15 protein-coding genes are annotated in these 11,760 nt (G+C 70.5%); 5 read left to right on the forward strand and 10 right to left on the reverse strand.

The annotated features are described in order from the left end of the window. Positions 1-194 precede the first annotated feature (194 nt). Together ACBJ32_RS30120 and ACBJ32_RS30125 are read right to left on the reverse strand one after the other, a co-directional pair. On the reverse strand, positions 195-1,154 hold the full coding sequence (locus ACBJ32_RS30120) for a LysR family transcriptional regulator (RefSeq protein WP_375129551.1): 960 nt from the start codon (positions 1,152-1,154) through the stop codon (positions 195-197). A 581-nt stretch (positions 1,155-1,735) separates the two neighbouring features. Beyond that, positions 1,736-1,954, reverse strand: a complete 219-nt coding sequence (locus tag ACBJ32_RS30125; RefSeq protein ID WP_375129552.1) for a UBP-type zinc finger domain-containing protein — start codon at positions 1,952-1,954, stop codon at positions 1,736-1,738. Positions 1,955-2,767: 813 nt separating this feature from the next. On the opposite strand from ACBJ32_RS30125, the gene ACBJ32_RS30130 reads away from it, so the two are divergent. Next, positions 2,768-3,091: an STAS domain-containing protein gene (locus ACBJ32_RS30130; protein ID WP_375129553.1), complete on the forward strand. Its 324-nt coding sequence runs from the start codon at positions 2,768-2,770 to the stop codon at positions 3,089-3,091. Here ACBJ32_RS30130 and ACBJ32_RS30135 read toward each other — a convergent pair. Continuing rightward, complete coding sequence (locus ACBJ32_RS30135) at positions 3,081-3,278, reverse strand: hypothetical protein (RefSeq protein WP_375129554.1); 198 nt, start codon at positions 3,276-3,278, stop codon at positions 3,081-3,083. The two genes, ACBJ32_RS30130 and ACBJ32_RS30135, sit on opposite strands and share 11 nt — an antisense overlap. A gap of 155 nt (positions 3,279-3,433) precedes the next feature. Between ACBJ32_RS30135 and ACBJ32_RS30140 the strand changes: the two genes are divergently transcribed. Both ACBJ32_RS30140 and ACBJ32_RS30145 read left to right on the forward strand, forming a co-directional pair. Next, positions 3,434-3,970 (forward strand): hypothetical protein, encoded by a 537-nt coding sequence (locus ACBJ32_RS30140; protein ID WP_375129555.1) that lies wholly within the window; start codon positions 3,434-3,436, stop codon positions 3,968-3,970. A gap of 76 nt (positions 3,971-4,046) precedes the next feature. Next, on the forward strand, positions 4,047-4,352 hold the full coding sequence (locus ACBJ32_RS30145; RefSeq protein ID WP_375129556.1) for a hypothetical protein: 306 nt from the start codon (positions 4,047-4,049) through the stop codon (positions 4,350-4,352). Between the two features lie 264 nt (positions 4,353-4,616). Here ACBJ32_RS30145 and ACBJ32_RS30150 read toward each other — a convergent pair whose 3' ends face one another. After that, complete coding sequence (locus tag ACBJ32_RS30150; RefSeq protein ID WP_375129557.1) at positions 4,617-5,702, reverse strand: AI-2E family transporter; 1,086 nt, start codon at positions 5,700-5,702, stop codon at positions 4,617-4,619. A gap of 316 nt (positions 5,703-6,018) precedes the next feature. After that, positions 6,019-6,447 (reverse strand): STAS domain-containing protein, encoded by a 429-nt coding sequence (locus ACBJ32_RS30155; protein WP_375129558.1) that lies wholly within the window; start codon positions 6,445-6,447, stop codon positions 6,019-6,021. Positions 6,448-6,936: 489 nt separating this feature from the next. On the opposite strand from ACBJ32_RS30155, the gene ACBJ32_RS30160 reads away from it, so the two are divergent. Both ACBJ32_RS30160 and ACBJ32_RS30165 read left to right on the forward strand, forming a co-directional pair. After that, a complete protein-coding gene (locus tag ACBJ32_RS30160; RefSeq protein ID WP_375129559.1) occupies positions 6,937-7,494 on the forward strand; it encodes a hypothetical protein in 558 nt (185 codons plus the stop codon). Between the two features lie 350 nt (positions 7,495-7,844). Next, positions 7,845-8,696 (forward strand): universal stress protein, encoded by an 852-nt coding sequence (locus ACBJ32_RS30165; RefSeq protein WP_375129560.1) that lies wholly within the window; start codon positions 7,845-7,847, stop codon positions 8,694-8,696. Positions 8,697-8,750: 54 nt separating this feature from the next. Here the strand turns inward: ACBJ32_RS30165 and ACBJ32_RS30170 are convergent, their stop codons facing one another. The 5 genes from ACBJ32_RS30170 to ACBJ32_RS30190 all read right to left on the reverse strand — a co-directional run bounded on the left by ACBJ32_RS30170 (position 8,751) and on the right by ACBJ32_RS30190 (position 11,630). Continuing rightward, complete coding sequence (locus tag ACBJ32_RS30170) at positions 8,751-8,972, reverse strand: hypothetical protein (protein WP_375129561.1); 222 nt, start codon at positions 8,970-8,972, stop codon at positions 8,751-8,753. A 340-nt stretch (positions 8,973-9,312) separates the two neighbouring features. After that, entirely contained in the window at positions 9,313-10,272 is a 960-nt protein-coding gene (locus tag ACBJ32_RS30175; protein ID WP_375129563.1) for an NAD(P)H-dependent flavin oxidoreductase, read from the reverse strand. A gap of 109 nt (positions 10,273-10,381) precedes the next feature. Continuing rightward, positions 10,382-10,534, reverse strand: a complete 153-nt coding sequence (locus ACBJ32_RS30180; protein ID WP_375129564.1) for a hypothetical protein — start codon at positions 10,532-10,534, stop codon at positions 10,382-10,384. A gap of 192 nt (positions 10,535-10,726) precedes the next feature. Continuing rightward, positions 10,727-10,945 carry a UBP-type zinc finger domain-containing protein gene (locus ACBJ32_RS30185; protein ID WP_375129565.1) on the reverse strand — a complete coding sequence of 73 codons (219 nt, stop codon included), beginning with the start codon at positions 10,943-10,945 and terminating at the stop codon, positions 10,727-10,729. 328 nt (positions 10,946-11,273) lie between these two features. Then, positions 11,274-11,630 (reverse strand): hypothetical protein, encoded by a 357-nt coding sequence (locus tag ACBJ32_RS30190; RefSeq protein WP_375129566.1) that lies wholly within the window; start codon positions 11,628-11,630, stop codon positions 11,274-11,276. Positions 11,631-11,760: the final 130 nt, after the last annotated feature.

Consider the following 11,760-nt stretch of genomic DNA (forward strand, 5'->3'; position numbering starts at 1 on the left):
CGAAAGGCATGGCGAGCCGGACCGGAAATGATCCGGGACAGCACAGCGGGGAAATCGGGAGAATGTTCAGGCGCTGACCGTACTCCCTCCGCCGCCAGCCGGGCAGATGAGTTCGGGAGGGTGTGTGGCGACGGTGCCGGACCGAAACAGGCCATGCGGAAAGGGTCCGTCTCCAGGCGCGGTCACCGGGCGGTTCAGGCCGGCGCATCACTGGGGCCGACGGCGCTCGGCGCGTCCTTCCCGGCAGTGGGGGCGGTGGGTTCGAGCCAATCGAGCCGCCCGGCCAGGTGCCGGGCGCTGTCGATGACGGTGGCGATGTGGGAAGAGGGGTTGTCCTGGTGCCACAGCAGGGACCACGGATAGTGCGTGGCGGGCTCGATCAGGGGCCGCCAGGTGGTGCCCGGCCGGTTGGAGGAGCGGGAGGAGGAGGGCACGCAGTACACGCAGCGGTGCTGGAGGACAAGATCGGCCGCGGCCCGGGAGCTCTCGACGGTGCCCTCGTAGAGGGCGGGCGTGAACCCGGCAGAACGGCACAGCGCGAGAACGAACTGGTTGAGCTCCGGGGTCTGCGACTCCTCACCGAGCAGCAACAACTCGCCGGCGAGGGCGGCGACGGGCACGCCGTCGAGTTCGGCGAAGCGGTGGTCGTCAGGCACCAGCACGCCCAGCGGATCGAGCCTGATCAGCTTGGCGGCGACGTCGGCCGGGGCCTGGGAGGCATGTCCGATGGCGATGTCCAGGCGGCCGTCGGCCAGTTGCCGGTACTGCTCGGGGGTGCCCGCCTCGACCTGGTGGATCGTGATGCCGCGATGGCTGCGCTGGAGCTCGCGCAGGATCTGCGGCATGGTGTCGTAACCGGCGTCGATGATGCCGACGCGCAGCGTCGGCACCGATGCGGCAGCGTTACGCGCGGCCTGCCCGGCCCTGCTGACGTGATCGAGAATCTGACGCGCCTCGACCAGGAGGGCAGCGCCCGCCGGGGTGAGATCGACGTGGTGCGTGCTGCGATCCAGCAGCCGCACCCCCAGCTCACGCTCCAGCCGCTGGATCTGCTGGCTCAGCGCGGACTGCACGATGTGCTCACGCGCGGCCGCCCGGCCGAAATGCAACTCCTCCGCCAGCGTCACGAAATAGCGCAGCTGCCGTAACTCCATGCCCGCCCCCTCCCTGCCCGGGCGGCGCCGATGCGGGCCGTCGACTCCCACTCTAGGTCCCTCATGAGCGTGTGACCCCCGGAGGCGGCCCCGGCCGTACTTGCCGGGCTGAGGATCCCAGCTCAGGGACGTGGACCCGCCGGGCGGTCTGCCGAAGCGGGGATCAGCGTTCGAAGGTGTCCCCGGCCTTCCCGCCGGCCTGCTTCAGATTGCCTGCGACGCGATCGCTCTTGCCCGCGTCCTACCGGCGCCGGTTGCCGGTGGCACGGCCGAAGCGCTGTCTGGCCCAGCCCTTGACGATCTGGACCTTGCTGCTGATCTCCCAACGCAGACTCATCGCGATCTCCCTTCGCTGCTCTGCCACGGTCAGGCGGCTTGAACTCTCAATGTCCGCCCCGCCCTGATGAGGGGGAAACGAGCAATGACGGCGCCGGTTATCACCGGAACCGATGAGCGCAGGGCCGGGCGGGAACGTGCTCTTCCGCCCCGGGGAAGGGCGAGGTGCCGTCGTAGTCCTGACGGCGTTGCGCCGCCTGCTCGGAAATGGTGGTCATAGGTTCTCTTCCGTCTCGTTCATGCGCCTATACCGTGCGGCGGTGCACGTAACACCAGCGCCAGGTGGATCCGGGCTCCAGGGTGGCCACGACCGGGTGGTCGGTCTCCTCGTAGTGGGCGCGGGCGTGGCCACCTCGCGCATCGTCGGAACAGGCCACCCACCCGCAGCTCAGGCACACCAGCAACCGCGTCCAGACCCGGCCCAGAGCCAGGCACGCCGTGCACTCGGGTGGCCCGTACGCCACGGCCGAGGGCTGATCGACGTGATCACAGCGCGGAGCCTGACCGTTCAGACCTGCACGGTCGGTCGCGTCCGTTCCTTGTGCGTCCAGGGCCATCACGACCCCCTCACGGTGACAGCGACGCAAGGTGCGCCGACTGGTCACTGGCCAGTCAAGGTGCTCAGCCGGCTCGGCGGAAACACGCAATACCAGCTAGCCTCATCAGCTCCGGCGATGGCGAGCCTGCGGGTACGGGGCCGGGGCGCGCCGCCCGAACCGCTGACCGGCGAGCATGCTCCACGCATCAGAACGTTTTCGCTACCCCATCGCTCCGGCGCTCCCGAACAGCGTCGGCGGACTGTGCACGCCATGTGCGTGGGGTGACGTGCTGGTCGCTTCCGTGTTTCCTACGTCCCGGCAACACGTCGATATCCGGCCGCACGGGATGAAATGGGCTCAGCGCACTTCCGGAATTACATAATTCCGGAACTCTTAAGGTAGAATAAAAATACCGAGGACTTTTCGAGCGTTGGCATTCAGGTCTGCGTCACCCGCGGCGAACCACCACCGGCCTCTCGAGGCCCGGACAGGTTAGACGACATGACGCCGGCACTTCTTTCTCAGCCCGCTCCGCTCAGCGCCGCCTCATCGGCGATCCCCCGGGCCGATTCCAAGCTACGGCTCAGCCTCCACCCGGTGCCGAATCGGCGAGCGGTGGTGTACGGGGCCGGGTGGCCCTGCTCCCGCCATGCGGCCGCCGAACTGCCCGGCCTCCCAGCTGCGCCAACAAGTCGGGCCGATCCCGTCCATTTCAGCTTCTCCAGTGAGGAAACTTGCATGACCGTCATCGACACCGCCCCTCTCGGCGGGGCGACCACCTCGGTACCGACCCTCGTCCATCTGTCGGGGAACATCGGCATCTTCACCACAGCCCGCCTGCGCCAGAGGCTGATCAACACCCTCGACCACAGCACCGACCTGCTCGTCCTGGATCTGTCCCAGGTCACCTTCTGCGGGCCAGGCGGGATCGGCGTGCTGATCGGCGTGCAAGGCCGTGCCCGGGCCCTGGGCATCACGCTGGCCCTGACCGGCGTTCCCCCGTTCATGGCGCGGCTGCTGCGCGGCGCCGGCCTGGACCACCGCTTCCCGATCATGGCGTGACCGGCCTGCCGGCCACCCGCAGGCCCGCCGAGGCGAGCCATGACGGCAACTCGCCGTTCCCCCGCCCCGCTGCGCCCGTGCGGGCCGTCATCGCCCCGGTGACGCTGACAGCCGCGATCATGGTCACGCCGTTCGTCGCGCTGGCCGCCGGCGTCTGGATGGCGTGGGGAAACGGGGTTACCCTCACCGACCTGCTGCGACCCACACTCCCCCTACCGCTACGGCGCTCATCTCGGCGGCCGGCTGCGCGGCCTGGCCCACGCCCACCTGGGCCGGCTGTTTTCCAGCGAGGCCACCTCGGTCGCCCGGTATGCCCCCGGCCTGCTCCGCAACGATCCCGCCATGCTGCGCATCTCGCGTGCCTTCCCCGCCTTGTGCGCCGCCTCCCTGCTCCTGCCGTTCGCGGCAGGCTGGGCGATCAGCGGCAGCCTGTACGGCGGGCTGACCGCGTTCATCTGGGCCGGCCTGGTCCGCATCGCCCTGCTGCAGCACGTCACCTGGAGCATCAACTCCCTGTGCCACATGATCAGACGCCGGCCGCACACCACCCGCCGCCACGACCGCTTCACCCACCTGTGGCTACTGGCCCTGCGGTCTTTCGGCGAGAGCTGGCACCACGGCCACCACAGCCACCCCGGCTGCGCCCGGCACGGCCGCGGTCCTCGCCAGATCGACCCCTCAGCGGCACTGATCCGCTTGTTCGAACGCCTGAACTGGGCCACCAACGTGCGCTGGCACCCCGCCGACGGCCTCCAACACCGCCGCATGGTGGCCGGCAAACACACACTGCGCCCCACGATGCAGCATCCCGGCAGCGCCTCCGCTCCGGGGCGACGCCTCCACTCCGGACCGCCGCCACAACGGCGCACGCCTCCATGAGGGTCGCCGGCCCGGCAGGCTGTAAGGCACGATTCCTGGCTGAACGTTCCCGCTCGGAGCCAAGGACGGCAGGTGAATGATGGCCGACGCCCGGCATCCGCAGTGGCCAGGTCCTGACAGTGGCATGGATCAGGCCCTGGCCGGCGTCCTGAAGGCGGTCAGCACGGCCTCGCGCACACTCGCCCTTCAGAACGCGATGAGCATGGCCTGCCACGGCGACCGGCAGCGGCTCGCCGCGTGTCTGGAGGCGATGACGCCAGGGCAGCTCGTTGAGGTAGCCGCCGCCGCACGATCGCTCAGCGCCGCAGCCGACCGGGCGCTGGCCGGGAAGGCCCGTGACGGGTGCGCATCACCTGCCGGTCCGGCCTCTGACGGCCCCTGACCATCCTCCGTCGCGCAGCTCCAGCGTCTGCGTCGCCGCCGCATCGTCTCCTCGATGTCGTGTTGCCGCACGGCGTCGGCCGTGTCCTGTACCAGGAGGCGTGGGGTGGCGTCGACGCGGCGCGCGTACCAGCGTCGGACGGCGTGGCGTGCGAGGTCGAGGGTCTGCTGAGCGAGCTCTCGCGCGGCCAGTGCACGCCGAGCGCGTTCACAGAACGATCCGCGTCCACCGGTCCGCCTCGAACGCGCCGTGGGTGGGATCCCGTCAATCCTTCTGTTCGGGTTCCTTCCCAGGAGGTACGGCCTGTGCCGGTGGCTGCGGGGCCGGTCCTGCCGGGAGGGGAATCGGATCGTCCTTGAACAGCTCTGGCACGGCCCGGTAGAGAATGGCGGTGATCGGCACGGCCACGACCGCGCCCGCGATCCCTGCCAGGATGCCGCCGACGGCCAGCACCATGATGATCGCGAGCGGGTGGAAGTGCAGCACCCGGCCGACGATCAGCGGCTGGAGCACGTGGTTCTCCAGTTGCTGCTCGACGATCAGGATGCCGATGAAGATCAGCGCGTAGATCGGGCCCTTCGCGCCGAGCGTGACCAGCGTCGCGACCGCACCGGCGAAGAGTATGCCGACGATCGGGATGAAGCTGGCCAGGAAGATCAGTACGGCCAGTGCCGCCCACAGCGGGACGCCCATGACGGCCAGCACCACACCCATGAGCACGCCGTGCACCGCGGCCACGGCCACTGTGCCCTGCACGTAGTGGGACAGCGTGGCCCAGGCGGTCCGCCCGGCCCGGTCGACCCGCGGTGCCCTCCGGCCGAACCCCTTGAGGAACCAGGACCAGATCCGGTCACCGTCTTTGAGCAGGAAGAACGTCACGAACAGCAGGAGCACGATCGAGGCCAGCACCTCGACCACCACCACGGTGCCCGCGAGAACCGTCGAGGTGATCTGCTGCTGCCGCTCGGTGACAAACTGGGCGATCTCGTCCACCCAGCCGCTGAGCTGGATGGGCTCCACGTGCAGAGGGCCGGTGTAGAGCCAGCCCTCCACCGTCTTGGCCGTCTGCCTGACCTGTGTCACCAGGCCGGGGAACTCCGCGTTGGCCCGCACGCCGATGATCCAGCCCGTCCCGCCCAGCACGGCCAGGGCGACGAGCATGGTGACCCAGGTGGCGTAGATCGCCCGCAGGCCCGACGCGCGCAGGCGCCGGGTGAGCGGGAACAGCAGCGCGGTCAGCAGCAGGGCGACCGCCACCGGCAGGGCGACAATGCGCATCGTCGCCACGAAACCGAACACGTAGTTGGCCACGATGCCGATGACGATCAGGCACGCGCACCACGCGGCCATCCTCGCCAAGGTCGCAGGCACCAACCGCAACAGACGCTCCTGAGGGGGATCCATGCACGGGAAACTTCCCCACCGGTCGGAAATAGGCGCGCTTTCAGCCTTCGAGCCAGAAAGTCCGAAGAATAGGAATGTCGCTGGGGCCACAGCCGGGTTCTGGCCTGGTGTTGGACGTCGACCACGACGCCCAGCCCGGCAGCGTCGCAGTACGGCACCCCGGGCAGGTCGAGGACGAGCAGGCTGGTGCAGCGGAGCAAGGCGCGCAGGGCGCCCGGCCCCGGAGCCGGTGCACTCATGAGCGAGCCGGGCCAGGCGTGGGTCAGCCGGGCCGCACCGACGCCTGCAGGTGGAGACCGGGCGTCCGGTGCCAGCCGGTGAGCTCGAGCAGGCGTCGCACCTGTGGAGGCACCGAGTACAACGTCAGAACATGGCCACCGCAGCCGTCGTCGTGGATGGTGGCGGCGGCGCCGACGAGGGCGCGCAGGCAGCCGACGTCGATGAACTCCAGGCCGCTCAGATCCACGCAGAAGCCGCGGTCTCCGCTCGCCAGCGAGGCCAGCGCGCGCCTCAGCGCGGGCAGGGTGAAGCGGTCGAGTTCGCCTTCGATCCGCAGGCCCGTGCGATCGGCGAGCGGGGTGATGCGCAGGAGGCGGTCGGTGGCGGTGATCGGGTGGAGTGCGATCACGAGCCGTTCGATCAGGGCGGCGATCACGAGTGCGGAAACGCTCGCGGTGCGCGTGGTGTTCATGCCGGGCTCCTACGGGGGGTGCGGGAGACAAGAGGGCGGCCGGTTCGAGGCGGCGGCGTGAACACGTTGCGAGGGCGCCGGCGTGAGCGGTGTCGTGCGTGCAGTGCTCTGATCATCCAGCAGGCCGGCCGGAGCGGAAATCACCGATCTGAGCAAGGATTATCGCCGCCGGCGATCAACGGCCGGGTCTCGTGCTCGGCGTCGCAGGCGCACTGCTCGGCGGCTTCGCGGCCCACCCAGGTGTTCCACGTCTCGGGCATCCAGGGCTTGTTTTACCTGTCCACCCGGATCTGCGCCATCGCCGATCCTACGGCGGGTTGACGACCGACCAGAGCCCGGCGCCACCCCTCCCTGAGGACCGTCCGAGGACGGCCGGCAGATCCGACGGCTCAGGAGAGTCGGGGTGTGGGGGCCGAACAGCACGGCGGTCGCGGAGGTGAGCGCGTGCCGCCGCCGTGCCTGGCTGAGGGGCGGCGTAGTGTGGATGTCGTGACGCATCGAGACGAGCCGACCGGCCCGCCGCATGACGCGGTGGCTCCGGTGAGCGCGCTCGTCGACGCCTGCCGGCACTTCGCCACCCATGTACGGCTGCTGGCCGACCAGCTCGGGGCGGTGGAGCTGAGCGACGACGACGTCGAGCGGGTCCACAACGCCGTCCATCAGGTTTTCACCGCGGCGGGGCTGGCGGGCGCGCTCGCCACCGGGCTGCAGCGGCACACCGGTGAGCAGGACTGCCCTCACTACAACGTCCTCACCGACGCGGAATGGGCTCCGCTGGCCGAGGGAGGCCGGCACGGACGCAAGGCCGTCTACGGGTGCGAGCTGCAGCCCGGCCACGCGGGCGCTCACGCGGCACACGTCCAGTTGCTGCCCGGGCCGGACCGGTTCATCTGGATCCGCTGGGACATCCGCGCCCGCGAACTGGTCACGCTGCCGCCGTGCCCGGCCGAACGCGCCGACCCCGACCCCGACCCGCGCTCCCCCTACGCCGACGAGCCGGCGCCGTGCCTGCTGTTCGAGGGGCACGTCGGACCACACCGTTACTAGCCCGGATCCAGATCGCACTCAGCGGGTCATCGGCAGGGTGCGCCTCCAGGGCTTGGTCCGGTTCGAGAGCGGGAACGGCGTTCGGCGGAACAAGGAGTGACACAGAGCCGCCATCAGAAAGATCGGCGCCGTTATCGGTTGCGGTGATGATCGGGTCGGTGATCGCCTGTTTCCCGTCCTTGTCAGGAGGGCCAGCCTGGGACCAGGTCGCGTTGCGCCCGGGGCCGGCCGAAGGGAAGCGCCATGAGCCTGATGAGGGCGATCCGTCCACGACATCGAAATGCGCAGGTCCAGCCCGGCACATTCGCGCTTCGAGCGATCAGTGAACTGCAGGCACAACTGGAGTGGCCATGAATCATGTCATTGTCGTGGGCGTAGACGGCTCGGATGCCGCGACCGCGGCCGTCGAGTGGGCGGCCGACGACGCCGCTCGCGCGGGGGCGCGGCTCCGCATCGTCCACGCCGTCGGCCGCACGCCGTACGAGATCGCGATGTTCGCCACCCCGGGCCAGGGTGATGCCATCATGGTCAGCGCGCAGAGCGTGCTGGACGACGCCGAGGCGGTCGCGCGCAAGCGGCAGCCGGGCATCGAGGTCGGCTGCGAGCTGCTCCAGGGCGCCGCCACCGCGGCACTGCGCAACCAGGCCGGCGACTCCGCCGAGATCGTGATCGGCGGCAGCGGCCTCGGCGGGTTGCCCGGGGCCGCGCTGGGCTCGGTGAGCGCCCACGTGGCCGGGCACGCGCACGGCCCGGTGGTCGTCGTCCGATCCGACCCCGACACCACCCACGGGGAGGTCGTCGTCGGGCTCGAGGACTATCCCGCCTGCGAGCCCGCCCTCGCCTACGCCTTCGAGCAGGCGAGGCTGCGCGCGAGCACGCTGCGCGCGGTCTACGCGTGGCAACCGCCGGCGCACGCCCACATCCCCGACAGCGCCTATGACCTGGACGAGATCCACGCCGCCCAGTGCCGGATCGCGGCCGTCATCCTCCAGGGATGGCGGCAGCGATATCCGCAGGTTCCGGTGATCGAGGACGTCCGTCGCACCCACCCCGTCGATGCTCTCGTCAGCGCTTCCGCCCAGGCGGATCTGGTCGTCGTGGGCTCTCAGGGCAGAGGGGCGATCGGCACCGTGATGCTCGGATCCGTCACCCTCGGGATCTTGCACGGCGCGCGCAGCTCCGTCGCGGTGGTACGGCCATGAAGGGATCTTGGACGGCGGCGACGTACGACCTGAGCCGGCGGCCATCGGGCTGGGTCAGTCGGCAGGCTCGCCGCTCAGCAGCGGCTCGGGGCTGAGCAGCGGCTCGGGCGGTGCCGGCGGTAGGCCGGGCCGGATCACCGGGCCGAAGACCAGCTTGTCGGACGGCGGCGGCGGCCTGCTCTTGCCGTCGTTGCCGCGTCTGGACACGGGCTCGGGCGGGAGCGACGGCCGGTCGGCCGTTTCGTCGAGGAGTTCGTCGTCGTTGTGCGGGTTCATGTCATGTCGCCTTTCGGGCTCGAATGCGTCGGACGGAGCGAGGTCGGGGATGGCGCCGAAGGCGACGGACCGGTCGAGGCAGGATGCCGGCCGCCGCGTGATCGCCCCCTGCGGCGGCCGAACGTGTTCGTCTCCAGAGCACACCGACGGGTGCCGGACCGAAACAGGCCATGCGGAAAGGATCCATCTCCAGGGGCGATCACCAGGCGATGGCGATGTCCAGGCGGCCGTCGGCCAGTTGCCGGTACTGCTCGGGAGTGCCCGCCTCGACCTGGTGGACCGCTCTCGGTTCGGTGATCTCACTCCGGGCACGTGACGACAGAGCCGGACCGGCAGCGGGTCAGCGGCGTCCCGCTCGGGTCAACGCGTCCTCCGCCTGGGTGGCCATCGTGGTGACCAGGTCCTGCGCCGAGGGCAGGTCAGTGATGAGGTCGATGGCCTCGCCCGCCCACACCGGCTGCCGGGGGATCGCGCCGCGTGCCACGTCGTCCTGGTAGTCCCGAAGGGCTTGGGGATCGGCGGCGAGCTCGGCCTCCCGGCCGCGCCAGCGGTCGAGGTAGGGGTGGCCGAGGGTGCGGGCGGGGTACTTCGACGGCCACGTGGAGCCTCGCGCGATGTCCAGGACGGTGCTGCGCTCGGTGTCCTGGCCCCGCCCCTCGACGATCGCCTTGGTGATCGAGGGATCGACCAGGGCCTCGGTGGTGGCCTGGAAGCGGGTGCCGACGAGCGCTCCGGCAGCGCCCAGCACGAGAGCCGCCGCCACACCGCGTCCATCCGCGATCCCGCCCGCCGCCAGCACCGGCACCGGAGCCACCAGATCCACCACCACGGGCACGAACGGCAACGTCGACCGGCCGCGCGCGGCTCCGTGCCCACCGGCCTCGGTCCCCTGGGCCACGATCACATCGGCGCCCAGGTCCACGGCTCGCCTGGCCTCCTCCAGATCGGTGACCTGGAGGATCAGCAGGGCTCCTGCCCGGCGGACATGCTCGGCGTACGGGCCCGGATCGCCGAAGGACAGCATCACCGCGGTGGGGCCGTAGCTCAGCGCCAGCTCCACCGCGGCCAGATCGATCCCCCAGGTCAGGAATCCGACACCCCACGGCTCATCGGTGCCCGCGACGATCGGCACCTCACGTGCCAGCCACTCCGGGTCCCCGTACGCGCCGCCCAGAATCCCGAAGCCGCCACCGCGGGAGACGGCCGCGGCCAGCGCGCCACCGGCCGAGCCGCCCATCGGCGCCAGCGCGATCGGGTGGCGCACGCCGAGCATCTCCGTGAACCTCGTCGACAACGTCATGCCCGCATCCTGCCGTCCCTGTCCGACGGGCCGGATCACCGACCCGGCAACGGACCTCCGGCAGATCGGACACGCCGGCGTCCAGCGGCCGGTTCGTCGAAGCGGGGGATCAGCGTTTGAAGGCGTCCCTGGCTTTCCCTCCGGCCGGCTTCGCCTTGCCCGCGATCTGCCGGCGCCGGTTGCCGGTGAGGCGGCCGAAGCGCCGCCCGGCCCAGCCCTTGAGCCTCTGGACCTTGTTGCTGATTTCCCAACGCAGACTCATCGCGATCTTCCTTCACTGCTCTGCCACGGTCAGGCGGCTCGGACTCCCCAGTGTCCGCCCCGGCCTGGCGAGGGGAACGGAGCAAGGGCGGCGCCGGTTATCACCAGAACCGATGAGCCAGGGCTGGGCTCGGGATGCTCGTCCCGGGGAGGACGGCGACGCGCCGTCGTGGTCCTGCCGGTTTCGCCTCGTCTACACAGTCCGCCGGTGCACGTAGCACCAGCGCCAGGTCGAGGGCGGTTCCAGGACGGCGGCCACCGGGTGGTCGGTCTCCTGGTAGTGCGCCTTGGCGTGGCCGCCCGCCGAATCGTCGGAGCAGGCCACCCAGCCGCAGGTCAGGCACACCAGCAACCGCGTCCAGGCGCGGCCGAGGGCCAGGCACGCCGTGCATTCGGGTGGCCCGTGCCTCACAGCCGGGAACTGATCGATGTGATCACAGCGCGGAACCTGACCGTTCAGGCCGGCGCGGTCGGTCGCCTTCGATTCTGGTGCGTCCGGGGTCATCACGACCCTCTCACGATGACAGCGACGCGAGCTGCGCCGTCTGCTCACCCACCAGTCCAGGTGATCAGCGAGCCGGGGGAAACAGGTGATCCCAGCTGGCATCATCAGCTACGGCGATGGCAACTGCCGCAGGTCACCGTCGGCGCGGAACCGGCCGCACGCGCCGGCCCCGGCCCGCGCTCCCCTACGGCGACGAGCCGGTGCCGTGCGTGCTGTGCGGGCACCGCTACGGTGCTCAGTCGCCCGTGTCGTCCTCGGGCCGCCTGCCGTCCTGGCCGGCGTCGAGGAGGTGGGCCCCGGCGTCGTGCAGGGTGATGCCGTGGCCCAGCGCCTGGTCAGGAGGCGTGCCTTCCTGTGTGGTGCTGACCGCCTTGAAGCGGGTGTCGCGGGTCGGGCCGTCACCGACGAGGTAGCCGCGCAACTGGCCGGCACGGTCGTACACGACCCACCGGCCGGCGTCCACCTGCGGCATGGCGTCCGGGTTGTCCTTGAGCCACTGCGCGTTGGCCGCGTGGTCGGGCTGCTCGTCGGCCTCTTCGGGAGGGGCGGGGGCCTCTGCGGCATGCCCCTCGGTTTTGCGAGCACTGCTCATGTCGCGTCTCGCTCTCTGCTGATGGCCGTTGCCTCCGAGACAAGAGGCATTCTCAGCCTTGCCACACAGGGTATGGCACGGATCGCGCCACGCACGTGATCATGGGCTGTCCCGGGCCAGCGCGTCGCCG

This window comes from Nonomuraea sp. GTA35 (genome assembly GCF_041950525.1).
GTDB lineage: Bacteria > Actinomycetota > Actinomycetes > Streptosporangiales > Streptosporangiaceae > Nonomuraea.

What these genes read in the sequence shown, in the direction of transcription:
- ACBJ32_RS30165 (WP_375129560.1), top strand. Translation starts at nt 7,845, where the DNA reads ATGAATCATGTCATTGTCGTGGGCGTAGACGGCTCGGATGCCGCGACC.
- ACBJ32_RS30140 (WP_375129555.1), top strand. Translation starts at nt 3,434, where the DNA reads ATGCTGCGCATCTCGCGTGCCTTCCCCGCCTTGTGCGCCGCCTCCCTG.
- ACBJ32_RS30175 (WP_375129563.1), bottom strand. Translation starts at nt 10,272, where the DNA reads ATGACGTTGTCGACGAGGTTCACGGAGATGCTCGGCGTGCGCCACCCG.
- ACBJ32_RS30190 (WP_375129566.1), bottom strand. Translation starts at nt 11,630, where the DNA reads ATGAGCAGTGCTCGCAAAACCGAGGGGCATGCCGCAGAGGCCCCCGCC.
- ACBJ32_RS30170 (WP_375129561.1), bottom strand. Translation starts at nt 8,972, where the DNA reads ATGAACCCGCACAACGACGACGAACTCCTCGACGAAACGGCCGACCGG.
- ACBJ32_RS30120 (WP_375129551.1), bottom strand. Translation starts at nt 1,154, where the DNA reads ATGGAGTTACGGCAGCTGCGCTATTTCGTGACGCTGGCGGAGGAGTTG.
- ACBJ32_RS30155 (WP_375129558.1), bottom strand. Translation starts at nt 6,447, where the DNA reads ATGAACACCACGCGCACCGCGAGCGTTTCCGCACTCGTGATCGCCGCC.
- ACBJ32_RS30180 (WP_375129564.1), bottom strand. Translation starts at nt 10,534, where the DNA reads ATGAGTCTGCGTTGGGAAATCAGCAACAAGGTCCAGAGGCTCAAGGGC.
- ACBJ32_RS30150 (WP_375129557.1), bottom strand. Translation starts at nt 5,702, where the DNA reads ATGGCCGCGTGGTGCGCGTGCCTGATCGTCATCGGCATCGTGGCCAAC.
- ACBJ32_RS30145 (WP_375129556.1), top strand. Translation starts at nt 4,047, where the DNA reads ATGATGGCCGACGCCCGGCATCCGCAGTGGCCAGGTCCTGACAGTGGC.
- ACBJ32_RS30130 (WP_375129553.1), top strand. Translation starts at nt 2,768, where the DNA reads ATGACCGTCATCGACACCGCCCCTCTCGGCGGGGCGACCACCTCGGTA.